Here is a 23,088-nt window from a genome sequence, read left to right as displayed (position 1 = left end):
GAGGCGTCATATGTATACGGTCAATCCCATGCCGGAGCAGGTTGCTGCCGGTGACCTCCAGCTTCTGTCGGGGGTCGAGACAGCCACCGTCGGGCACTGGCGCTTCTTCGGTTTCATGCATCGCTCAATCCAGCCGCTCCTCCCGAAGCGCCGTGTGGTCGGCACTGCCGTCACCATCGCCATACCGGGTCCGGATTCCACCCTGCTTCACTACGTAACCGGAATGCTTCGCCCCGGCGATATTCTGGTGGTGGACCGGATGGGCGACGACCGCTATGCGTGCTGGGGCGGCGGTGTAACCATCGCTGCGAAGGTCTCGGGTGCGGTCGCTGGCATCGTGGATGGCCCGTGCACTGACCTGACGGAAATCGAGGATTCCGATTTTCCGATGTGGGCGAGGGGTATCTCGCCCATCACCACCCGGCTCTATGACCTGGGGGGCGGTATCAACATTCCGGTTTCCTGCGGCGGTGTCGTCGTCAACCCCGGTGATGCCATTCTGGCCGATGAGAGCGGGGTTCTGGTCTTGCCGCGGGACGAAGTGAACGCGGTCGCCTCGCGTGCGCTCGACATGCAGGACAAGGGTAAGGTGCGCGAAGCCTCGGTAAAGACCGGCCTCAAGCTCGGTGACGTGTCTGGCGCCACCAAGAAAATTCTCACCCACGCGGGAGGCTGATCCGATACGGGCCGGTTTCGGCCGGCCCTGATCATTTGTGGGGTGGAATATGACTATTTGCTTATTTTCATCCCGCAAGTGTCTTAGAAGGAAAGGACGAATCTGATTGTCCGGGCGCTATAAGGGACTTCAAGAAACGCAGGCGCGCGGGTGATTGAAATGGGAAGGGACATGCCCGTCCATGAATATCCGTTTTCTGGAAACGGTGATCTGGTTGTCGGAACTGCGTAATTTCCGGGCGACGGCGGCTCGCCTCAACATGACGCCGGCGGCAATATCCAATCGTATCGGCGCGATGGAGCAGGAACTGGGGTTCCGGCTCTTCGACCGCGATGCCCGCGACGTCAATCTGACGGGAGAAGGCGAAGCCTTTGTCGAGGGCGCGCGCGATGTCGTGCGCCGTTATCATGATCTGGTGGAAAGCCTGAGCCCGCAAAATGGGCTTGAAGGCACGCTGAAGATTGGCATCGTTCCGAGCCTCGCCATGACCATATTGCCGGGTATTCTCGATATTGTCCGCCAACGCTACCCGCAGATACGCATCTCGATCACGACCTCATCATCGAAAGGGATCGTGCAGAAACTGGAGCAGCGCGAACTCGATATCGTTTTCGCTATCAAGCCCGAGCCTTCGCCCAATCTGCGCATCGTCGACATATGCACTTTCGGCATGTTCTGGATATCGCGCAGCAATCAGTTTCCGGGCGGGGCTGAAGACATGCTGTCACGCGATGATCTGCTCGGCTGCAATCTCATTTCCTATGAGAGTGGTTCCTACAATTATCAGCAGATCATCAATTATTTCACGGAAGAGCGCCTGAAAGACGCGACCGTTCACTATTCCAACTCGCTCACCACGACGATTAACATGATTTCGGCAGGGGTCGGGATTTCCGTCATTCCGCCTGTGGTGATCCAGAAAGAGCTTCGGACGGGCGAGCTGCAAGTGCTGAATACCAATGCCGTTTTCCCGGCGACGAGCTACAGCGCTATTTATCTCGAAAGCGCAGCGACGCGCCTGATTACGCTTGTGGCCAATATCGCCCGTGAAGCCGGGCGCAATTTCAGCGGCAATTTCAGCGATGGCCTTGCTTTTCAGGACTAGGCTCGCTCCCGGGGTGGGCCTCCGCCGAAAGGAGGTATCGCGTGCCGTTGGAGAGTAAGCGTTCGCTGTGGAGCACATCTGTCTTAGCTTGACGCTTTGAAGTTCCACGGTAGCAGGTCATCGAGGCGGCTTTGGGGATGTCCAAGTGCTTAGCGGTGAGTGTTACCTTGAGATAGGCGAAGGGTTCGACATCGTTAATTTGCAGGTTTCGATCGGTGAAGCGATCCGTCCCAAGCGATGCCACCTTCGTCGTCGCCGCAAAAAGTGCGTTCTTCCGGCTATGCAAATCTTAGCATAATGCAGAGCGTTTTTAGCGTGGCGTCGCGGGTGTCGACGTTGATGAGCGCGCCGAGGCCGCTTGCGACCGTGCACTAAAAATGTGTTGGGCTAAGCCGCTGGTGCGGTTCAGGTCCTATGGGTATTGAATTGGTGACCATCGCAGGAAAAGGCATCACGCGATGGTGTTGACGTGGCAGCTGCGGGGCGTGGGTTACTAAATCAGTGCGGATTCCAGTTTCGAAAGAGGTGGCGAGTGCCTGCGTGAGCTCTGAGAAGGCACTGGTGGCAAGCACAGGCGCATACTTTCGCAGGACCGGCGCGGTTTGCCGGACGAACGGGGCGATGGTGACGATGAACGTGCTGCGCTTCTTTATGACTTATCCCGGTATGGCGGTGGTCCGGTGACGCCGTCGAAAGTTTCGATCGTGATCATCTGCCCTTGAAGACAGGTCGGGCATTGTTTGAGCGAACGCCGGGTGAGTTGCTCGTAACGGTCGCGGTACACCTTCGGCGCCCGGCTCTCCGATGGTGCTGAAACCGGCATGCCGAGCAGGTCGCGGCAATGGGCAAGCTTTTGTTCGCGATACCGATTGCCAAGGAAACCGTAATAGCGGATCCGATGAAAGCCCTGAGGCAGCACATGTAACAGGAAGCGGCGGATGAATTCGTCAGCCGTGACGCTCATGACCTTTTGCCGATCACCGTGTCTATAATCCTTCCAGCGGAAGTGCACAGCGCCATCCTCGATATCGACGAGCCGGTTGTTGGAGATGGCAACACGGTGCGTGTAGCGGCCGACGTAGTCGAGAACCTGTTCGGGCCCTGTGAAGGGCGGCTTGGCGTAGACCACCCACTCGATCTTTCGAAGGGGTGCCAGATAGCGCCGGAAGACTTTGGAGACGATTAGGCCCGATTTGAACGCGCTTACCAACGCGCCCTACTGAAAATCGGGCCTGTCAGTTTAATTTGCTGCAGCAGCTATGAAACCGCAAAGTCCTTTGCGCGCCACCGACGTGCTCATCGTCTGCCCCACCTTGAGTGTGAAGATAGCGTCAACGCGTATACCCTTGCCTTGCTTCCGAGCGGTCACGCGCAAGGTCTGCATACGACCTGATCCGGACCCATCCTGAAAGGCGTCAATAGAGGAGAGCTGCTTGTTGATCGTGATGCCAGAAAAACCGTCGGCTGCGATAGCTTGTGCCATACGCTGCAAGGCATCCGACGATTTCACACCTGCAAAGCTTTGTGTTGCGCGGTAGACTGTCGGAGTTAAGAGGGGGACGCCCTCCGATTTAAAACTTTGTTCACACGACGCAGCGACGCCCACACTAGTTGCCATAAGAGTCAGCAGACCTGTAATCAGACACACTCGCATTCATACCTCCTTCAGATATACTGGGACCCGGCCTTCGGTGAAGACCACAAAAGCATGCAGATAGAAAATACAACAAACGCCGTCAGAATGCCGGTAATAACCTTCGTTTACACCATCCTTATCGTGGCGTCACGCGACCAAAGTGGTGGAACTGTCTGACTTTTGAGAACAAAGTATGTTCATGCCGCGGGAATAATTCTCCTGCCACAATGGGGTTCCGTTGCAAAAATCCCTTGCGCACCGAGTACACCTTAAATTTGGACGCAACTATGCCGTGAGGGAGGCAAATTGCTGCTTGAGCGAAAGCGTGTCATGAAGGATCAAGGCGATTGTAACTTGCCTCTGAGCTTTTCAACGGCCTTGTCGTCAATGAAAATCTGAAACGTCGACATGTCCTTGTTCGGGCCTCATTTCGGTGGTCGGCTCTCCAAGAGCGCGGCTTCTTAACTGATTATGAATGTTGTCACCCAGTTGAATAACTGAGCGGTAGAGTTCAAAATCCGTGAAACGCCATATCGAGCGCGGATACGATCTCGTCATGTGAAGGAGAAAGGTTTGCGACCGGGTTCTTTAATCCGGACACCGGAATTGCCGATATAAACTGTGTAACCAACACATGCTCCTCTCCTTCAATCTCGAAGCTCGGATTGAGCCTCTTCGCGGGGATGGGGGCCAGCGCTTTAATAATTAGTGGGATGACAATACGTGTTTTTAGCTCATCCAGTAGATCAGCCTGTACGTCGAGCACATAGCCGCCACCCGGATTGGAGTAAACGTCATATCTCGCCATTAGAATTGACGATAACGTTCAAGAGGTAAGCCATTTTCTTCGACGTAAGCGTTAGAACTTTGCATCGCTGGACGATTATCTTCTTTCCAAAGTGCTGACTTGGCAGCAGCTAGCGCCTGCGCAATTCCAATCTCGGCTGCACGCGAAATATTTATCTTATGTCGGCGCGCTTCAGAAAGAAGCTCATTATCGATTGAAAGATTGGTTGCGCGCTTGAATGTCCGGGCAGATTCCAGTTGTGGCATAACACATGCTCCTTTAGTCGATAATTATATGCGCATATTTATGTGCATTCAACCGCAATCTGTATGTAACTCGTAGGCAGATAATGGCTCCGGACTGGTCGCATTTATGTGCATGGTCACTGTCTCACGTTGTATCGCCCCGCGTTCCAATGAAGAGGTGGGGTTACTCGATATAGGAACAACTGACGCGATCCGGTCGGGAGCGAGATACGCGAAACTCTGACTGGCAATCACGGAGCGGGAGCAATTGGCAACCGTGAGTCCGCCCGCCGAATATGGTCGATCAGCGCTCGCAACTTTGGAGCCATGTTGCGGCGCTGCGGGAAATACAAAAAAAATCCAGGGAAGAGCGGCAGAAATTCTTTGAGCAGCGGCACCAGTTGGCCTGTTTCCATAAACGGTCGGAACGTCTCTTCCGGCGCAAAGGTGATGCCGCCTCCGGCAAGAGCAGTGCGTAGCATCAGGCGGAGATCGTTGGTGGTGATCTGCGGTTCAACAGCCACATCAAACGGAATTCCGTTCTCCTCAAATTCCCAGCGATATGGAGCGACATTTGGGGCGGGACGCCAACCGATGCAGCGATGATGAACCAGCTCGCGTGGATGTTTGGGTGCTCCATGGAGCTGAAGATAAGACGGGCTAGCCACGACCATCTCCCGTTGATCACCGGTTATCGGAATGGCGATCATATCTTGTTCTATAACCTCTCCCAATCTAACTCCCGCGTCATAGCCAGCGGCTACGATGTCGAACTCATCATCCGTGACCGTGACATCAATTGTCACGTAAGGATTAGCAGCTGCAAAGGAAGCTATCAGCGGGCCGGAAAGGAACTGCTCGGCGATTGAAGTGGCAGCGATCCTGAGGAGCCCGCGCGGCATATTATCGCTCGACACATTTTCAAAGGAGGTTTCGATATCCGATATGGGTTGGGACAACTCATTGTGCAGGCGCTCCCCCGCTTCGGTCAGTCGAACGGAACGCGTTGTGCGCATGACAAGCGCTGTACCAAGTACGTCTTCCAGTCGTCGGATCCCCTGGCTGACTGCTGACCGCGTAATACCCAGCCGATCAGCGGCAGCTCGGAAATTATGCTCCTGCGCGACTGCGAGAAAGAGCGGAACGAGATTAAGGTCGATTTTCATTGTCCAGCGTAGCTAACCATTTAGTCCAGCGGATGACGGATACCATCACCAGTCACGATCGTCCATCTTTTCTTTTAGTACATAGAAGGAGAACCACATGGACAAGGTCATTCTGATTACCGGTGCGTCTAGCGGCATCGGTGAAGGCATAGCCCGGGAGCTTGGTGGAGCCGGAGCAAGGCTATTACTGGGTGCACGTCGCCTCGAGCGGATCGAAGCAATCGCAGCAGACATCCGCGATACGGATGGTTTTGCGGAAGCTCGTTCACTGGACGTTACTGATCGCACGTCAATGGCCGAGTTCGTACAAACGGCCATGGAGAAATGGGGTTGCATTGACGTTCTGATCAACAACGCCGGTGTGATGCCGCTCTCGCCGCTCGCTGCTGGCAAGCAGGACGAATGGGAGCGCATGGTGGATGTCAACGTGAAGGGCGTGCTCTGGGGCATCGGCGCGGTTTTGCCGATTATGGAAGCTCAGGGAAGCGGCCACATCATCAATCTCGGTTCCATCGGTGCGCTACAGGTGGTGCCGACAGCTGCTGTTTATTGCGCAACAAAATTCGCAGTCCGGGCAATTTCTGACGGACTACGGCAGGAAAGTACGAACATTCGCGTTACCTGCGTTAATCCTGGCGTCGTCGAAAGCGAACTTGCATCGACGATTACACATCCGGAAACCGTGGCCGCGATGGATACATATCGCGCAATCGCGCTTCAGCCTTCTGATATAGCTCATGCGGTGAGGCATGTGATTGAAGCACCGGCGGGTGTTGATACGACTGAGATTACCATCCGCCCTACTGCCTCAGCAAACTGACGAGCGATGAGAAGTTAAAGAGCATCATTTGGCGACCTGTTGGCAGGAGGGCGCATAATTGATGATCCGTTCAATTCACGCACCTTACAATGGATAGAACTCATGATCTTTATCACACGAAGCGGAAATAGGTTCGCTACCGCAAGAAATCTTCTGATTGCGCTGGCTTTCAGCGCTGTTGCCGTGCCTGCGCTGGCCAGTACCGCTGCCGGAACGGTGACCAATGCCGCGGCGAACAACGAAGCAGTTGTGCGCGAGGCTTTTGAACAATGGGCAGCCGGGAGCGGCAATGTCTTCGACCTGCTCGCACCGGATGTCCGCTGGACGATCCACGGTACGGGACCAGTTGCCGATACGTACAACGGCGTCGAGGATTTCATGCAGCGTGGTTCAGTTCCTCTGGTCAGTCGCCTGGCATCGCCATTATCACCGACTGTCCATCATGTCTGGGCGGTCAGGGACAGGGTCATCGTCCGGTTCGATGCTTCGGCCATCACGACATCGGGTGCACCTTATCGCAATCAGTTCGTATGGATATTCCGGTTGGAGGACGGATTGGTTGTTGAAGCAGAAGCGTTTCTCGATCTTGTCGCCTACCAGGAAGTGATCAACAATAACGAACCTCGTCCCCGATAGCAGTGAGATGAGTTCTGATGGGATGCCAGTAACCGTCGCGGTAGACTGTCGACGACAGTCCATACATATCCTAAGTCCCGCGCTCTGGCGCGGCATCACTTCGAATACTCGCGACTAACATGCCTTTTCGGTCCTGCCGGGCTTGCCGATGATCTCGTTGCCGATCGAGTTTAAGACATCATTCAGGGCGCAGACCATCCGAGACCCGGTCCGTACCCCGGCTGACGCACGGCCGATCCCCAGCGTTGCTCAAGTTCTCGAACCTCGTGTGTTCACTGGCGGGCCCGTGAACACTGTTTTGATCTGGCCCGAGATGTCTCCTTTAGTAAGCCTCTCCAACTCCTTCGCGAACTGGGTGACGGCTGATTCCAATTGTCGGTTCGCCGCATCGCGCTCAGCCTCGGCACGAATCTATCTCCTTGGGCTCCCCTTTGTTGAGAACGTCGGGAATGAGCCCCTCATAGTCATTTCGACTCACTATCCTGAAACGCAGTGACGAATGGGGCTACGTCGGAGCCTATCGATTAGGCGCCGGAATTACTTGAGAATTGCTGGTCGTGAAGACACGCATCCTAAACGAATTTGCGCTTTCGACCGGCGTCGATGCGGCCTGTTCTCCGTAACTTCCACGTAATTTTCGGCGATCATAGGTCTTTGGCCTTGTTGCCTCTCAATGGTCGACGGACGGCCGTAGTGGTGATGGAACGAAAGGACGGGCATGAAAAAGATAATCTCAAGCGTACTCGTTTGTTTGACGCTGACAGCGTGCAGCCAGACGGAAAAAGGTGCCGGCATTGGTGCGGCCGGTGGCGCAATCATTGGCGGACTGGCAAGCGGCACCTGGGAAGGCGCTGCAGTGGGAGCCGCCGCAGGTGGGGCGGGAGGGGCCGTGGTAGGCAACATCAGCGAACGTAACGACAGGAACCGCCGTGACCGCTGGGAACATCGGGACCGACATAATTACGGCTGCAGATACCGGGATCATTACGGTCGCTGTCGATAAAGATTGCTGCCTGGGCGGCGCACGTCAAAGGCGAGATGGATACAGGACAAACTTCAGTTTTTCCGGTCTTCATGTCTGCAGCAGTCTCATGATGTCCAACAACCTGACGGTCTGGACATTGCGACCGTCGAGCTTATCTGAACCAGAGCCCTAGTTTTGCTGTAAAGACTATCAGGAATGATAGCTCGAGACTTAAACCATTAGGCGATTATGAAACTTCTACTTATCGAAGACGATCCGGAAATGACGGATGCGTTGAGGGTGGCCCTCTCGCAGCATGGCATCGTTCTTGACGCCGTTGAAGATCTGGCAACGGCGCGCGAAGCAATCGCTATGACGGTTTACGATATCGTGCTTATCGATCGGCAATTGCCTGATGGTGACGGCAGTACGTTTCTTGCCGATTTGCGTCGCGCGGGGTCAAATACCCGATCGATCATCATCTCGGCTCTGAGGTCGACCGACGAACGCATTTCCGGCCTCAACGAAGGGGCTGACGACTATTTGCCGAAGCCGTTCGAAATCCCCGAGCTGATTGCCAGAATGAGCGCTGTGCTGAGGCGGGCTCCGACAACCGGCCCGTCCGTCTTGTCGGCAGGAAACGTCACCTACGATCGTGTTTCAAGCGATGTGCATGTGAACGGCATCCGGGTTGCGCTCACCCGCCGGGAGTTGCTTATCATGGAAACGCTTCTAAGAAACCGCGGTCGCACTGTGTTGCGCTCGTCCCTTGAGGGTCACGTCTATTCCTTTGATGACGAGATCCAGTCGAACTCACTGGAGTCTAATGTGTCTCGCCTACGCCGGAAGCTTGGCGAAGCAGAGGCCAACATTGTCGTCAAGAACATTCGTGGCATAGGCTATTACCTTCATGAGCAGAAATAGGAAGGCCAGTTCATCCCTTCGCTGGCGATTCACGCTTGGCTTTATAGTCCTGCAGGTATGCGCGGTCATCGTCTCACTGGGCTTGGTTTTTTATCTCCTTTCCGGCATCAAGTCCGATGTGGCGATCACGTCCATCTGGCTGTCTCAGGAAATCGCAGACTCGGTCCGTCTCGAGCCGAATGGCCGGGCTAAACTGGAGCCGACGACCAAACTTAAAGAGATGATGGAGGACGCGCCTGACCTCTGGTTTGTGGCAGACCTGGGCAAAGATATTTTCCTTGCTTACGGCGCGCCTCCCGAGAAAATCGCCAACAACATACCATTCTTGCAGACGTTCAGAAGCGTCGAGCTCCATGGTTATCTGGATGATCCTTTGAGTGTCGCCCGAATGGAGCGTTTTGATACCCAGGCGGGTGAGGCAACGATTTTCGCTGGCGGTGTTTCGATGTCCCAATATGGTGTGACCGTGCTGTTGGGTAACCTTGCCATCGGCGTGCCGGCGCTGATCCTCGTCGCCATCTCCCTCATTGGCGTTCCGTTCGTCACACGCTGGGCGCTGCGGTCCTTCAGCGACCTGACCGGGCGTCTCGACAGGATCGATCTCGACACTCGCGGTGCCCTGGTCGAAGAGCGTGGCTTGCCCAACGAAGTTCTTCGCGTTGTGCGTGACATCAACAGGGCGTTACGTCGTCTCGATAGTGGCTTCGAGGCGACGGAGCGCTTCTTCGTCAACGCGGCGCATGAACTTCGAACGCCGATCGCTATCCTGCAGGTGAGAATCGACACCCTTTCACCAGGTTCGGACAAGACACACCTACAGACGGCCATCAAACGACTTACAGCGATCGCGAACCAGCTTCTCGACACTGAGAAGTACCGGCAGAAACCTCAGCAAAATGTACCTGTCGATCTCAACAACGTTGTGTCGAAGGTGGTCGCCGAACTTGCTCCCTTGGCCATCGCCGAAGGCTACGAAATCTCGTTCGACAGCTACGCGGAAGGCATGTTCGTTCCCGGTGATGCCGAAGCTTTGGAGCGTGCATTCGTCAATCTGGTACGTAATGCGGTTCAGTACGGAGGTGGAAGGGGACAGATATCGGTCGGTATTGAGGCTGACGGCAGCGTGACGGTAGCCGATCAGGGCTGCGGAATTGCTGGCGATAAGCACTCGCGCATATTCGAACCATTCTACCGCGTCAGCCCACACGGCTCCGGTGCGGGCCTGGGGCTCAGCATGGTCAATGAGATTGTGACCCGCCACCGCGGCTATATTGAGCTTTCTTCCGCTCCAGGCAAGGGCAGCACATTTGCCGTGCGCTGGCGCGCGAGGAGCGTTTTCCAGCAGCCGTAGGCCCCCACGCTTGCGCTAACATGTCAAGGCATCTTCATCCGTCGGTGCTGGCTGAACACAGCCAGGACTGCTCGATCTCGGGCGGGCAATCCCCTGCATGCCATTCACATTGCAAGCACTCGTGATCGGTTGATTTTACAGACCATGCCAAACGGACTGGTTGCGACGACAGCTCCCCGTAATGCTGGGGTAATTTTCGTGACAGAGAAAGCCCGCAATTTTCAATAGCACGGACCATGGCTCAATGACACGATACGTTACCCGCAAGAGTCTGATCCTCGCAGCGGCGACCCTGGTCGGCCTGCTGGCCGTCTGGCACTTGTTTCTACGGCCACCGGCGAAGCCTGAACTTGTGACCGTGCAAGTGCAAAAGGGCGACATTGAAGAGGTCGTGCTGGCAACCGGAGTTCTCGAACCGCTCGAGCTGGTGCGCGTCGGCGCCCAGGCGACGGGTCGTATTGAGCGTCTGGCTGTCGAGATCGGTGACGTCGTCGAGGCTGGCCAATTGGTGGCCGAGATCGATTCACAGACCCGGCGCAACACTTTGCGGGACCGGGAGGCCGCCCTGGCCAACATACGCGCCGTCCACGCTGCGCGTATGGCCAGTCTGGTGAAAGCTGAGAGGGATTTCGAGCGCCAGCGTGAGCTGCTGGCAGGTGGTTCGGCGCCACGCACCCAGTATGATGCGGCTGTCGCCACATTAGACATTGCACGGGCGGAGGTTAAGGCGCTGGACGCTCAGGTTAGTCAGGCCCAGGTCGCTCTGGAGTTGGCGGGTATAGAACTGGGCTATACACGCATTACCGCTCCAATCGCCGGCACTGTGGTGGCGATCGTCACCGACGAAGGTCAGACCGTGAATGCCCTGCAGACCGCTCCGACCATCGTCATGATCGCGCGACTGGACACAATGACGGTGCGCGCGGATATATCCGAGGCTGACGTCGTGCGTGTACGACGCGGCCTGCCGGTCTGGTTCAGCATTCTTGGCGACCCGAAGCGGCGTTTCGATGGGGAGTTGCGCCAGATGGAACCGGCCCCTGTCTCAATCGCCAACGAGAGCAGCACTGCCGCAAGCGCGGCTAGCTCAACCAACGGTGCGGTCTATTACACCGGGCTAATCGACGTCGCGAATGCCGACGGGGTTCTGCGGCCGTCCATGACGGCACAGGTGTCTATTGTTCTCAACCGCGTCAGCGGCGCCGTGCTAGTCCCCCTCAGCGCTGTGGAAGGTGCGCCGAGGGCCGGCGACACGGCGCGCATCCGGGTGCTCGACGCCACGGGCGAGGTCCAGAGCCGGCAAGTTAAAGTCGGCATCGACAATGGCGCGGAGATCCAAATCCTCAGCGGTCTTCAAGCGGGAGAGATCATTGTCCTGGGAGCATCCACAGATGAACGCGCAGATGGTCAGGCTCAATTGGCCGCGGCGAAGCGGTAGCGTGCGTCATGACGGAACCGCTGATCCGCATACGTGGTGTATCCCGCGCTTTCCCTGCGGGCGACGAGATGGTGCAGGTGCTCAAAGACGTCGATCTCGACATCGAGGCCGGCGAGATGATGGCCATTATCGGTGCCTCGGGTTCTGGCAAGTCGACACTGATGAACATCCTTGGCTGCCTCGATCGTCCAACGACTGGCAGTTACTGGATCGAAGGGCGCGAGACGTCGAAGATGGCTGTGGACGAACTGGCTGCGCTACGCCGTGAGCGGTTCGGGTTCATCTTCCAGCGTTATCATCTGCTTGGCGACCTCAGCGCAGCGAGTAATGTCGAGGTGCCGGCCATCTATGCCGGACGCAGCCGATCCGACCGGCACAAGCGAGCCATCTCCTTGTTGAGCCGACTGGGCCTGGCCGAGCGGACGGGCAATATCCCTGGCAAGCTGTCGGGCGGCCAGCAGCAGCGGGTATCGATCGCCCGCGCCCTGATGAATGGCGGCGAGATAATTCTGGCCGATGAACCGACCGGGGCCCTGGACACACACAGCGGCGCAGAGGTTATGAAGATCCTGCGCGAGCTTCACGCCGAGGGGCACACCATCATTCTGGTCACGCACGATAAGAAGATCGCCGACCAAGCGGATCGGGTTGTAAAGATCAGCGATGGCGTTATCATTTCCGACGCGCGCAATAGACCCCAGTCTTCCGCGACGGCTCGTCCTATCCGCGAACGAGCGCCGGACGCGGGCTGGCGCGGCGTCATCGATCGGCTGACCGAAGCCTTCCGTATGGCCGTGGTTGCGATCTGGGCGCATAAGATGCGCTCGCTGCTGACCATGCTCGGCATCATCATCGGCATCGCCGCGGTGGCAGCAATCTCGGCTCTGGGCGCTGGCTCGCAGCAGCAAATCCTGAACAGTATCAGCTCGCTCGGCACCAATACGATCGAGGTGCGGGCCGGGAAAGGCTTCGGTGATCTGGAAGCGGGCAAGATACGGACCCTGGTTCCCGCCGACGCCGAAGCGCTGGCGAACCAGCCCTATGTCGACAGCGTGACGCCAACCGTATCGACCAGCGTGACTGTCAAGCGCGCCGCCGTGGCCGTCAATGCGGCGGTCACGGGGGTCGGCGCGGACTTCTTTCGTGTACGGGGCCTTGAGTTGGCGCATGGACAGGTGTTTGATGCCCAGGATGTCACAAGCTACAGCCAGAACGTTGTGATCGACGCGAACGCCTCGCGCGACTTGTTCCTCGACCTTATCAATCCCGTGGGGCAGGTGATCCTTCTCGGCACAATGCCGGCAAGGGTCGTGGGTGTGACGAAGCAGGAGAACTCCTTCGGACCGGCGGTGGATACACTGACTGTCTATGCGCCCTACACGACCGTCATGGGGCGCATGCTGGGTCGCCCGAATGTTGATGGCATCACCGTTCGCATCAAAGACGATGTTGTTCCAGGAAATGTCGAGGCCGCGGTTTCGCGCCTTATCGAGCGTCGGCACGGCGCGAAAGACTTCTTTCTCACCAACTCGGCGACCATTCGCGAGACTATCGAGACCACTACGCAAACCCTGACGCTGCTGATTTCGTCAGTTGCGGTGATATCGCTGATTGTCGGCGGCATCGGCGTGATGAACATCATGCTGGTGTCTGTAACCGAGCGCACAAAGGAGATCGGGGTTCGTGTGGCCGTCGGCGCGCGCCGCAGCGACATCCTCTCCCAGTTCCTGATCGAGGCCATTCTGGTTTGCCTTGTCGGAGGCTTAATGGGAATCGTGCTCGCCCTCGGGATCAGCGCTTTTTTCAATTTGCTGAGCCCCGACTTCAAAATGATCTTTTCCTCCTATTCCATCATGATGGCCTTCACTTGCTCGACCCTGATCGGTATCATCTTCGGCTTCCTTCCCGCCCGCAATGCGGCTAAATTAGACCCGATCGAAGCCTTGGCACGTGACTGATGACTCGCCAGCGTCTGCTCAATAGCTAAGAACGATATAGGGTGGCAAAGACGGCAATTAAGGTCGAAAGCTGCCTGAAAGCCTGCCCCGTTGCGGATCGCTTATTATTATTGAAGCTTGCGTGGTGTCACGAGACTGATGCACGCAAAGCTGCATCAAGCGACCTGCGCCCATTGCCAACAAGCCAGGATGCGAATGTAACAAGTTCAGGGTTGAGCTCTCGCATGAGTTTCAGATCGATCTGCTCGGCAAGCGGCCCGTTTTCCAGGCTCTTTGCCATATGCGCGAGATCATCGTTTGCTGCGAGAAGGTCGTCGGAAAACCGTTCATAGGTTATCGGACGACCGGCTGCTTCGCTGAAGACTGCCTCAAGCTCACGCCCGGTCAAGCGGTCGCTTGCGATCTTAAGCGTTGCGCCGCCAAAGCGGGACTTGTCGGCAAGCACCGCAGCCACAAATCTACCGATGTCTTCCACGGCAGTGAGCTGAATAGAGTGATCCGGCCTGATGAGGGAAATCAAACGGCCTTTGTCCAGACCGAAGCCGGGGCGCACCAGCATTTCCATGAAAATCATTGGCCGGATGATGGTCGTAGTCATGTCGAGTTGTCGAATATGGGCTTCAATACGAGGTTTGGCGTCGAAGCGCGGAACGCCTGTCAGTTCAGTACCGACGCTGGCGCCCGACGAGTAAACAAAATGACTGATGCCGGTTTCTGCGGCGATATCCGCGATCGAAATGCCATAACGAATTTCGTCTTTGGCGGCCAGGTTTCCTGGTAGCGCGCAAAAGACGCCGTAGGCGTCTTTCATCGCCGAACGGATCACATTGAACTCTTCAAGTGAACCCTGCACAAGCTCGACGCCTGCATTTCGCAATTGCAAAGATGCAGCTTTGCTGGAATCCTTAACGAGCGCGCGAACGGGCCATCCCGCCTTCAACAAGGCTTTGGCGACAGATCCTCCCTGTCTTCCGGTAGCGCCGAAAACCAGAATGGGGTGCTTGCTATTGGTCACTTGAAACCCTCGCGTTAAACAAGAGTCATCCATATATACGAATAAAGTTCAGCCGGAAGACGGCACATTTTTCAGCGTCAGGAACAAGGATGATACCTTTGGGCGAAGAGATCGATGCCGGAACAGCGCGCGGATCAGAGAACGACAAGCAATTCAGGCCCATTCCGTCAAATGGGGTTTGCAGCCTACTGAGTGACAAATGGACCGTGCCGGTTCTTTGGCGTCTTTCTATGGCTGAGGATCATCGGCTCCGATTTTCAGCACTGAGAAAAGCGGTCGGTGAAATCACCCAGCGTATGCTGACGCTTACGCTGCGCAATCTCGAGCGTGACGGCTTCGTTATACGCCACTATTTCCCTGAAGTGCCGCCACGTGTCGAGTATGAGCTGACGGATATCGGCCACGGAGCCCTGCACGCCCTTGAAGAGTTTAACTTATGGGTTCAAAATAATCTGGATGTCATCAAAGCGCGCCGACTCGCTTACGACCAAGCGGAGTAGTAAACTCAATTCCCAAACCGAGCTCAAAGCCTCAGAAGGCCGCTTCAGTCTAACAGAACATGGCTGCGACTGCTTTTTGCATTTTCGATCGCTGCCTTGACGGCCAATTTTAAAGGCCGATAGCTGCGCGTCTGTTAAGCGCGCATTCTCGATCGTTGTAATGAGTTTTTGTGCACTCCTGAAACCTGCCTGTCTGCTTACAATTCCGTTTCGGGAATCGCCTCCACAGCAGGTAGGTCACAGGAAGTGAAGGGACTTTTCAACGATCTGCCGGCACGAGTACGACGCGTCCAAGGATGGAATTGCTTTCGGCATAGGTGTGGGCCTCAGCGACGTCTGCGAGCGGAAACACCCGGTCCACGACCACCTCAATATCCCCCATCGCCGCCAGTTCCAGCATGTGGGAGGCTGTGGCATAAACATCCGGCTTTTCGAATTGAGTTCCCATGAAGATACCGAAAAGCGATTGGTTCGCCTGCAGCGCGGGCCAAAGATCGATACTAGGCTGCGAACCGCCGGCGTTGCCGACGAATACCAAACGCCCCTCGGAGCGAAGTGCGGCCAGAGAATCCTGCAAGGTGCTTCCCACCGGGTCCACGACCAGATCGACGCCGTGCTCTTTCGTCAGACGCGTGACCCTATCGACGACGTCGACTGAACGATGATCGATCGCATGATCGAGGCCAAGCCTGACAAGCCGTTCGGCCCTCTTGCTCCCGGAGACCGTGGCAAGCACGGTTGCGCCCGCCCGATGCGCGAGCTAAATGGTTTCGACATATCGGAAGACACCCAACGGAAATTCAGAGATGAACTTTCAGCGCACCAATTTCATCTCCAGCCAAAGCATTTACCTTGACACATAGCGCTATGAGCAATGCGGCAAGTAGCATCACCAAGCCGCCGCCAACGAACACACCAACAACGCCGCTAAGGCTGAACATGAGGCCTCCGGTTGCAGCACCGGCGGCAATCGCGCCTTGAACGGATGCAACCACCATCCCACCGGCGCTTTCTGCCTGATCGGGAACGGAATGCGCAACCCAGGTTGACCATGCGACGGGTACGCCGCCAAATGCCAAGCCCCAGAACGCCACCAGAAGCGCTAGGCCGAACCCTGATACCGGCAGCAAGACCAATGCCAGTCCGGCGATACCCACCAGCGTTGGCATGAGCACGAGCGTTCCTCGCAAACTGCGCTCCATCAACCAGCCACCAAGGAGAGTACCGGCGAAATTGGCGATACCGAAGCCCAGCAACATCAGTGCGAGTGTATCGGCGCCAATGCTAGCGGTGCTTTCAAGAAAGGGTCTGATATACGTGAACAGCGCATAATGTCCAGTATGGGCGAGAATGCATCCCAGCATCCCTATGGCGATACCCGGACGTAGCACCACGTCCAGCACCGTCCTCAGGCGGGCTGTCGTTTGGCGAGGCGCAAGCCTTGGCAAGGTGAAAAGCTGAAATACCAGTGTCACCAGCCCAATAGCCGCCGCCGCATAAAAGGCGCTGCGCCAACCGAACAACTCTCCCAGATAGCTACCCAGCGGCACGGAAACAACGGTCCCGACTGCGATGCCGCTGAAGACGATCGATAACGCGCGTGGAAGGAGGGCAGGAGGCACAAGGCGCATCGTGACAGCCGCGGCCATGGCCCAGAAGCCGCCAAGCGCGATGCCCAGCAAGACACGCATCACCAGAAGTATTGTCATGCTGGAGGAGACAGCCACCAGCAAGTTGGAGGCGATCATCAATGTGGAAAAGGCCAGAAGCACCACACGACGGTCGAGCCCTCTCGTCAAGACCGGCACGAACAGACCGGAAACCAGCGCCACCACCGCAGTCACGGTGACAGCCTGTCCGGCCAAAGCCTCGGACACGCCAAGTTCAGCGGCCATCGGTGTCAGTAGGCTCGCAGGAAGATACTCTGCTGTCAGCAGGCCGAATACCCCCGTTGTCAGCGAAAACACTGCAAGCCATGCGGCGGATACAGGTGCTTCATGCGTTACGTCATCAGGCTCTGTGCTTAATGCGGAGCAGCAAGCGATATCAGTCATCCTGGTTCCTTTCGGTATCAATCAGTTTGACCCGTAACCTAGACATCAAACTCAGGACGATCTATGATCTATAGACCTGAATTATTGATAGAAACTCCTGACATGGCCTTGCAAGATTCGTTCGCGCTATCCTCCGACCTCGTAAGTGAGTTGCTCTCCGGGATGCGCCTGCGCGGCGTTCAATATCGTCGCATCCAGACCGGGCCGGAATTCGGTATGAGTTTTCATGCAAGACCCGGCCATGCCTATTTCCACTACCTCGCCGTTGGAAAAGCGCTCTTGCGGAGCGCGGACGGCACTGTGCACACGCTATCGGCAGGCAGCGCAGTTCTCGTCCCTCAAGGCGAGGAGCATGCGTTTCTGTCGGACAATGGCGTCTCTGTGCAGCCTATCGACAGCTTTGCCACAGCAGCCCTTGGCGACACTGTCAGTGGGGTGGACACTTGTCCTAGCGCCAGCACGATACCAAGCGCCATACTGTTTTACGGTTGCATGGAATTCGATCTTGGCGGGATGCAGGCTCTTGGTCCGCTGATGCCGCTCTTCATGTTCGCCGATGCCCATAATGGCCGTTATCCCGGGCTAGCGCCGATTTTTACCAGCATGAAGAATGAAATCTGCTCGGGCCGGATCGGGTTTGCAGGCATACTCTCTCGACTGGCCGAGGTGATGGCTGCCATGATCGTTCGGGGCTGGGTCGAATGCGGCTGCGACAACACTTCCGGCCTTGTGGCTGCCTTGCGCGATCCCCGTCTGGCGCGCGCCATACTGGCGTTGCATCGACACCCCGGCCGTGAGTGGACAGTGGAAAATCTGGCGGCGGAATGCAATATTTCCCGGTCGGTCTTTGCGGGGCGTTTTCAATCCACGATCGGCATCCCGCCCCTGCGTTACGCTGCGGAACTTCGGATGCGGCTTGCCAGTCAATGGCTGACCCGAGACAGGCTGGCGATCGATACTGTCGCGCGCAGGCTCGGCTATACGTCTCAGGCTGCTTTCAGCCGCGCCTTCAAGCGCGTCACCGGACACACGCCTGGGACAAGCCGACAGCTAAACCTTCGTCCCAATCTCAAGTCAGAACGAGGCTAAACCCATCTCGGCACCGTTACCCGTTGCATTAAGTGTCCGTTCAAGACTGGCGCTTGGTTGCGTCGGGTTGCGTGAAGGCGGCAATCAGGTTCTGGGTATTTGCGGCACTTCATCTCGCGGGTTTTGTCGCAAAAAATTTACTTATGTTCTCCTACTCATGGACATTGAGCATAATTGAATGAAGACAACGCGGATGGCTGTTGATTTCAAAGGGATCCACTTTCCTAAAGGCGCCATCCTCTATGCCGTTTTCTTCTATGTCCGCTATCCCGGTTCCTATCGCGATCTGCAGGAAGTTATGGCTGAACCTAGTGTAGACGTTGACCATGCAACATTGAACCGTGGGTGGTTCGTTATGCGCCGTAGATAGCAGAGCACGCACAAAAACGTAAACGTCCAACACTTGCCTCGTGGCGTGTTGATAAAACCTACTTAAAGGTCAAAGGAAAATGGACTTATCTATACCGGGCTGTTGATCGTGATGGCCAAACTCTTGACTTCATGCTCTCCGAACGCCGAAATATCGGCGCTGCACGGCGTTTCTTCAAAAAACCATAGCAAGCAATGGTGTTCCGAAGAAGACTGTCATTGATAAAAGCGGGGCCAATCTGGCCGGAGCGCAAGCTGCAAACAACATCCTGAAAATCACCGAGATCGGTAAAGTGATTGAAATCCTGCTCAAATATCTAAACAATATACTTGAGCAGGATCATCGGTTCATTGAGCGGATCACCAAACCCATGTTAGGCTTCAAAGCATTTCATTCAGCCTCAGCCACCATTGCGGATATTGAAGTCGCGCACATGATCCGCAAGAAGCAATTCGCAAATGGCAACCGCTCCCCATTCCAAGTCTTTGCTGAACTCGCAGCATAATTGCATCCGGAGATAAGGCCGCCTTTAGCCAGCGGAAAATTTGCGACACAGCCTTCAAAGATGTATTGGTCGAGCCATTCAGGACGGTGCGGTTGTAGCGCTCGACATAGGCATTCTGTTGCGGCTTTCCGGCCTGGATGTGGCTCAAGTCAATTCCGTGCGTTTCGGCTCATCTCATCAATTTGCCATTGACATATTCAGGTCCATAACACGTTCGGAATAACTCCAGTTTTTAAGCTGTGTCCAAGCTGCGACACCTTTCAAATTGTGTGAGCAGGTTCAAGGCCATCGGTGCGCGTCTGGCTTAGTGGCGATCATCATCGTGTTGATTGGTAATCAACACATCGCCCAATGACAGGGGAATGGTTCATATCCTTCAAACGCGAAGAACGCAGCAGCCTGGCGCGCACGGAAATCTTTTACTGACTGTGTAATTCATATGCATTACGATTGTTCTTTCAGTTGGAGATGCCTATGGCTTCGAACGCACTCGTTCAAACTCGCATTGATACTCAAGTTCGAGGTCGTGCCGCTGCGGTGCTTGAAAGTATGGGACTTACGGTATCGAACGGAGTTCGTATCTCACTCATCCGGACGGCGAACGAGGAGGCATTACCGCTCGAACTTATATCAGGTTGCGAAACGCATGATGCTTGGTTCCGCAGCAAGATTCTTGAAGCGCTGAACGACACGCGACCATCCGTCCCGGATGATGAAGTCATGGCTCATTTCGAGAAACGGCGAACGGCAGCGCGCCTTAAAGCAGCGGCGCGCAAATCGTGAACCTCACCTGGTCGGCGTTTGCGTTATCAGATCGAGACGCCATCCTCACCATTATCGAGGCGGATAATCCCTCGTCTGCAATCAATGGTCGAAGAACGAATCGCCGCGGCTGCTCGTCGCTTGGTTGATTTTCCGGCGAGTGGCCGTGTTGGCAGAATTGCCGAGACGCGGGAACTGGTGATAAACGGTACCCCATACGTAGCGGCTTATGACGTAACGCAATCGGCGGTTTGTATCCTCCGCGTACTTCATGGCGCACAGAAACCAGACATTATTCCTGCCAGCTAGGCTTCGAACTTTGTGCCTGGGATCAGCGGGTTGCCAATTCGCTCGCAACAGCAATGCATCTGCTGAGAACGAGGAGTTTTGTTCATAAATTCTCATTCAATCAATAATTTGACTGTATGGTTTGTGGGACCTTTCAGCGCATTACGCTGAATATCAAAGCCGACCTAACGTTCAGTCTTTGTAAAGAAAGTTTATAGCTTCTATAAATTTCATTCTAAAATCGTGATAGAATAATATTTCATGGAAGTTATTCAGTCTATATGTCGCCTGCTTATAATTCTACGCAAGATGGTTTGAAATAACTGTGACTTGGTGTTCAAGCCGAGTTTAATGAAAGCCCGTTTGCGATGGGTTTTTACTGTCTCTTCTGAGATATTAAGCTTTCTAGCGATTTGGCGCGCATCACTGCCATTCAAATCAAGTAGAAGCACTTCCTGTTCACGGTTCGAAAGCTCGCCGCGAGACAATCCATGAAGCGCACTTTGCAATATATTGTCATCGCTGACATGGCTCAGTTGGTGATACTGCCAAAATCGGCTGTAAAGTGCGCTGAATGTCTGGTTCAGCCCTTTAAGCGTTGAGAGTTCATGCGTCTGAAACGCATTATAGCCAGAGCGGTAAAGAGCGATCTGCACTGTTTGCAGCGGTGATAATTTTACAGCAATAGCAAGTTCTGAACAGCGCTTGGGAAAACCATGCGTACGATAGCCGATTTCCTCAGCATCATCGATTTCAATACCGGTGAATTCAGCGATCGGCTTTCTGAAGGACTGGCTGCGTGCCAGTTGCCCCATCGTGTAAGCACCACTCTCGATGCCAATCCGATGGTGTTGATAGAATGGGTTGAGACGATAGGTTGTCTTGCGGTAGCTATCGAGGAATCGGCTATCCACCAGATGCCCGATGTCGTCGTCGAGAATGTAAACTAACTCATCACCTGAATAGACGTACATCGCTGACGCATCCGCCTGAACCAGGCGGTTGAGTGCTCTCATTGCAATGCGTGGATATTCTGGATTGTCGATCGCAGAGATCATTTCAGCGACTACAGAATCTTGGGTTTTGTTCGTGCCACTGTGCTGCATTTTCATCATTATATTTATGCTCACTGCCCGCCGATGTTCTGTCCCCCCTAGGGGTGATACCAGCGCGAATTACGTCAGTGTACCCGTTTGCCAGCAGTACTCAAGGCTGTTGTAGGAAACGGGAGGTTCCAAACATGATTAAGCGTGCAATTCTATTTGCCAGTGTCATTTCGATGTTCGCGGGTGCAGCACATGCAAGCGACCTGAACGTGGCTTCGGTCGCGGCCAATGTGCCATTTGAGTTTGAAGATGGCTCCGGTAATCTCGTTGGTTTTGAGGTTGATCTGGTTAACCTCATTGGTGAGCGAACCGGAAAGAAGATCAATTATACTCAGATGCCATTCAACAGCATTTTCGCGACGGTGCAATCCGGCCGCGCTGATATTGCGATTGGTACGGTTACGATTACAGATAAACGTCTGGAGTCAGTGGCTTTCACCCAACCTCATTACGACGCGGACGCCTGCCTCACAACGAGTTCAAACGGCGATGTAAAAAGCCTCAAAGATTTGAATGGCAAAGTGCTGGCTGTTGTCACCGGAACGACCGGCGAGATGTGGGCGACAGAAAACAAAGACAAATACCGCATTACCGAAATCAATCGCTATGATGGTGTGAGCGAGCCTATGCTCGATATCGCGACCGGACGCGTGGCAGCCTTTGTCCATGATTGCCCAATCGACGCATATTACATCAAAGACAAGCCGCAATATGCGATTGTTGACACGATCCCAACGAACGAACAGTTCGCGATTATGTTGGCGAAAGACAGCCCGCTGCTTCCAGAACTCGATGCAGTGATCAGCAAGCTCAAGAAAGACGGTGAAATTGCCCGCATTCATGAAAAATGGTTCGGCACCGCACCCGCCAAAGATTCGAGCACTGTTGAAGTGCGTCCAATCCCCGGTAAATGATCGCCTTTTGATCAGTAAGTTGCCGGAGAAATCTCCGGCAATTTTGCCCGACGGATAACTCGTCTTCCACTATTGGGATAGTTGGTCTCGCCTATGGATTTTTACTCAACGTTTCTGAACTTTGAGGTTCTCAAGAACGCCGCCCCGCTGATGTTGCAGGGCTTCGGATTAACAGCGTTGCTGGGTATAACGAGCTTGATTGCATCAGTGATTCTTGGGCTCGTGCTGGTGCTAATCCGGATGTATGCACCGAAACCCATGCGGATTTTTGCGATCGCTTACATCGATGTTTTTCGTGCGATTCCGTTGTTGGTGTTGCTCGTCCTCGTCTATTATGCGCTTCCTTTTGTCGGACTTCGGCTGTCTGCTTTCTGGGCTGCGACAACAGCAATTTCGCTGGTTGCGTCAGCATATATGGCTGAAACCTTCCGAGCTGGTATTGAAGCAGTTCCTCGTGGGCAGTTTGAAGCAGCACATGCGCTGGGGTTTTCCTGGGCACGGTTGATGGTGGATATCGTTTTGCCACAGGCGATGCGCCTTGTTATTCCGCCGGTAACGGGTGTCGCGGTTGGTCTGATAAAAGACACCGCACTCGCCTCGGTTGTAGCGCTGCCCGATTTGCTTAAACAGGCAACACAGGCACAGGCTTACTATGCAAATCCCTCACCGCTTGTTGGTGCTGCCATTCTCTACCTATTGATGCTGATCCCGATGGTTCGCGTTGTCAGTATGCTTGAGCAGCGGCAAAAAAAGCGCCGATAGCGGTTGCGTGGGAGGAA

At 55.1% G+C, this 23,088-nt stretch carries 21 protein-coding genes and 5 pseudogenes; 16 read left to right on the top strand and 10 right to left on the bottom strand.

The window, feature by feature from the left end:
* Positions 1-10: 10 nt before the first annotated feature.
* On the top strand, positions 11-676 hold the full coding sequence (locus CES85_RS24110) for an RraA family protein (RefSeq protein WP_095448354.1): 666 nt from the start codon (positions 11-13) through the stop codon (positions 674-676).
* Positions 677-857: 181 nt separating this feature from the next.
* Positions 858-1,781, top strand: a complete 924-nt coding sequence (locus CES85_RS24105) for a LysR family transcriptional regulator (RefSeq protein WP_095448353.1) — start codon at positions 858-860, stop codon at positions 1,779-1,781.
* Between the two features lie 649 nt (positions 1,782-2,430).
* On the opposite strand, the pseudogene CES85_RS24100 reads toward CES85_RS24105, so the two are convergent.
* The 5 genes and pseudogenes from CES85_RS24100 to CES85_RS24080 form a co-directional block, all read right to left on the bottom strand.
* A pseudogene (locus CES85_RS24100) lies at positions 2,431-2,952 on the bottom strand (IS91 family transposase); the annotation flags it as partial.
* A 69-nt stretch (positions 2,953-3,021) separates the two neighbouring features.
* On the bottom strand, positions 3,022-3,264 hold the full coding sequence (locus CES85_RS28190) for a hypothetical protein (protein ID WP_342352148.1): 243 nt from the start codon (positions 3,262-3,264) through the stop codon (positions 3,022-3,024).
* Positions 3,265-3,928: 664 nt separating this feature from the next.
* Positions 3,929-4,225 carry a CcdB family protein gene (locus tag CES85_RS24090; RefSeq protein WP_095448351.1) on the bottom strand — a complete coding sequence of 99 codons (297 nt, stop codon included), beginning with the start codon at positions 4,223-4,225 and terminating at the stop codon, positions 3,929-3,931.
* Positions 4,225-4,470 carry a type II toxin-antitoxin system CcdA family antitoxin gene (locus CES85_RS24085; RefSeq protein ID WP_095448350.1) on the bottom strand — a complete coding sequence of 82 codons (246 nt, stop codon included), beginning with the start codon at positions 4,468-4,470 and terminating at the stop codon, positions 4,225-4,227. The genes CES85_RS24090 and CES85_RS24085 overlap by 1 nt, the downstream gene beginning before the upstream one ends.
* A gap of 230 nt (positions 4,471-4,700) precedes the next feature.
* Entirely contained in the window at positions 4,701-5,615 is a 915-nt protein-coding gene (locus CES85_RS24080) for a LysR family transcriptional regulator (protein WP_095448349.1), read from the bottom strand.
* A 97-nt stretch (positions 5,616-5,712) separates the two neighbouring features.
* On the opposite strand from CES85_RS24080, the gene CES85_RS24075 reads away from it, so the two are divergent.
* The 7 genes from CES85_RS24075 to CES85_RS24045 all read left to right on the top strand — a co-directional run bounded on the left by CES85_RS24075 (position 5,713) and on the right by CES85_RS24045 (position 13,706).
* A complete protein-coding gene (locus CES85_RS24075) occupies positions 5,713-6,435 on the top strand; it encodes an SDR family oxidoreductase (protein ID WP_095448348.1) in 723 nt (240 codons plus the stop codon).
* Positions 6,436-6,537: 102 nt separating this feature from the next.
* Positions 6,538-7,071, top strand: coding sequence for a nuclear transport factor 2 family protein (locus CES85_RS24070; RefSeq protein WP_095448347.1), 534 nt, complete (start codon positions 6,538-6,540; stop codon positions 7,069-7,071).
* A 718-nt stretch (positions 7,072-7,789) separates the two neighbouring features.
* A complete protein-coding gene (locus CES85_RS24065) occupies positions 7,790-8,074 on the top strand; it encodes a YMGG-like glycine zipper-containing protein (RefSeq protein WP_095448346.1) in 285 nt (94 codons plus the stop codon).
* A gap of 210 nt (positions 8,075-8,284) precedes the next feature.
* Positions 8,285-8,959, top strand: coding sequence for a response regulator transcription factor (locus tag CES85_RS24060; protein ID WP_095448345.1), 675 nt, complete (start codon positions 8,285-8,287; stop codon positions 8,957-8,959).
* Positions 8,946-10,310 (top strand): sensor histidine kinase, encoded by a 1,365-nt coding sequence (locus CES85_RS24055; protein WP_095448344.1) that lies wholly within the window; start codon positions 8,946-8,948, stop codon positions 10,308-10,310. The genes CES85_RS24060 and CES85_RS24055 overlap by 14 nt, the downstream gene beginning before the upstream one ends.
* A gap of 244 nt (positions 10,311-10,554) precedes the next feature.
* Positions 10,555-11,748 (top strand): efflux RND transporter periplasmic adaptor subunit, encoded by a 1,194-nt coding sequence (locus CES85_RS24050; RefSeq protein ID WP_095448343.1) that lies wholly within the window; start codon positions 10,555-10,557, stop codon positions 11,746-11,748.
* A gap of 8 nt (positions 11,749-11,756) precedes the next feature.
* Entirely contained in the window at positions 11,757-13,706 is a 1,950-nt protein-coding gene (locus CES85_RS24045; RefSeq protein WP_095448342.1) for a MacB family efflux pump subunit, read from the top strand.
* A gap of 127 nt (positions 13,707-13,833) precedes the next feature.
* On the opposite strand, the gene CES85_RS24040 is transcribed toward CES85_RS24045, so the two are convergent.
* Positions 13,834-14,721, bottom strand: a complete 888-nt coding sequence (locus CES85_RS24040; RefSeq protein ID WP_095448341.1) for an NmrA/HSCARG family protein — start codon at positions 14,719-14,721, stop codon at positions 13,834-13,836.
* Positions 14,722-14,810: 89 nt separating this feature from the next.
* Between CES85_RS24040 and CES85_RS24035 the strand changes: the two genes are divergently transcribed.
* On the top strand, positions 14,811-15,221 hold the full coding sequence (locus tag CES85_RS24035; protein WP_095448340.1) for a winged helix-turn-helix transcriptional regulator: 411 nt from the start codon (positions 14,811-14,813) through the stop codon (positions 15,219-15,221).
* Between the two features lie 259 nt (positions 15,222-15,480).
* Here the strand turns inward: CES85_RS24035 and CES85_RS24030 are convergent.
* Together CES85_RS24030 and CES85_RS24025 are read right to left on the bottom strand one after the other, a co-directional pair.
* A pseudogene (locus CES85_RS24030) lies at positions 15,481-15,969 on the bottom strand (quinone oxidoreductase family protein); the annotation flags it as partial.
* Between the two features lie 52 nt (positions 15,970-16,021).
* Complete coding sequence (locus tag CES85_RS24025) at positions 16,022-17,275, bottom strand: MFS transporter (RefSeq protein WP_095448339.1); 1,254 nt, start codon at positions 17,273-17,275, stop codon at positions 16,022-16,024.
* 102 nt (positions 17,276-17,377) lie between these two features.
* Here CES85_RS24025 and CES85_RS24020 point away from each other — a divergent pair, with 102 nt between their 5' ends.
* Both CES85_RS24020 and CES85_RS24015 read left to right on the top strand, forming a co-directional pair.
* A complete protein-coding gene (locus tag CES85_RS24020; RefSeq protein WP_404904649.1) occupies positions 17,378-18,364 on the top strand; it encodes a cupin domain-containing protein in 987 nt (328 codons plus the stop codon).
* A gap of 193 nt (positions 18,365-18,557) precedes the next feature.
* Positions 18,558-19,239 (top strand): annotated as a pseudogene (locus tag CES85_RS24015) (IS6 family transposase).
* 53 nt (positions 19,240-19,292) lie between these two features.
* Here CES85_RS24015 and CES85_RS24010 read toward each other — a convergent pair.
* Positions 19,293-19,444: pseudogene (locus CES85_RS24010) on the bottom strand (integrase core domain-containing protein); the annotation flags it as partial.
* Between the two features lie 269 nt (positions 19,445-19,713).
* Between CES85_RS24010 and CES85_RS24005 the strand changes: the two are divergent.
* Both CES85_RS24005 and CES85_RS24000 read left to right on the top strand, forming a co-directional pair.
* Complete coding sequence (locus tag CES85_RS24005) at positions 19,714-20,022, top strand: type II toxin-antitoxin system RelB/DinJ family antitoxin (protein ID WP_095448337.1); 309 nt, start codon at positions 19,714-19,716, stop codon at positions 20,020-20,022.
* Positions 20,019-20,310: pseudogene (locus CES85_RS24000) on the top strand (type II toxin-antitoxin system RelE/ParE family toxin). Before CES85_RS24005 ends, CES85_RS24000 begins: the two are co-directional and overlap by 4 nt.
* A gap of 251 nt (positions 20,311-20,561) precedes the next feature.
* Here the strand turns inward: CES85_RS24000 and CES85_RS23995 are convergent.
* The gene (locus tag CES85_RS23995) at positions 20,562-21,404 is read right to left on the bottom strand and encodes a helix-turn-helix transcriptional regulator (RefSeq protein ID WP_095448336.1); all 843 of its coding nucleotides are present in this window, start codon (positions 21,402-21,404) and stop codon (positions 20,562-20,564) included.
* 125 nt (positions 21,405-21,529) lie between these two features.
* On the opposite strand from CES85_RS23995, the gene CES85_RS23990 reads away from it, so the two are divergent.
* Together CES85_RS23990 and CES85_RS23985 are read left to right on the top strand one after the other, a co-directional pair.
* Positions 21,530-22,309, top strand: a complete 780-nt coding sequence (locus CES85_RS23990) for an ABC transporter substrate-binding protein (protein WP_095448335.1) — start codon at positions 21,530-21,532, stop codon at positions 22,307-22,309.
* Positions 22,310-22,402: 93 nt separating this feature from the next.
* A complete protein-coding gene (locus CES85_RS23985; protein WP_095448334.1) occupies positions 22,403-23,071 on the top strand; it encodes an amino acid ABC transporter permease in 669 nt (222 codons plus the stop codon).
* The last annotated feature ends 17 nt before the right edge of the window (positions 23,072-23,088 follow it).

Origin of the sequence: Ochrobactrum quorumnocens (genome assembly GCF_002278035.1) — a bacterium.
Taxonomy (GTDB): Bacteria; Pseudomonadota; Alphaproteobacteria; order Rhizobiales; family Rhizobiaceae; genus Brucella; species Brucella quorumnocens.
The sequence above is the reverse complement of the archived record's forward strand: the minus strand, read 5'-3'. Positions and strand labels throughout refer to the sequence as shown.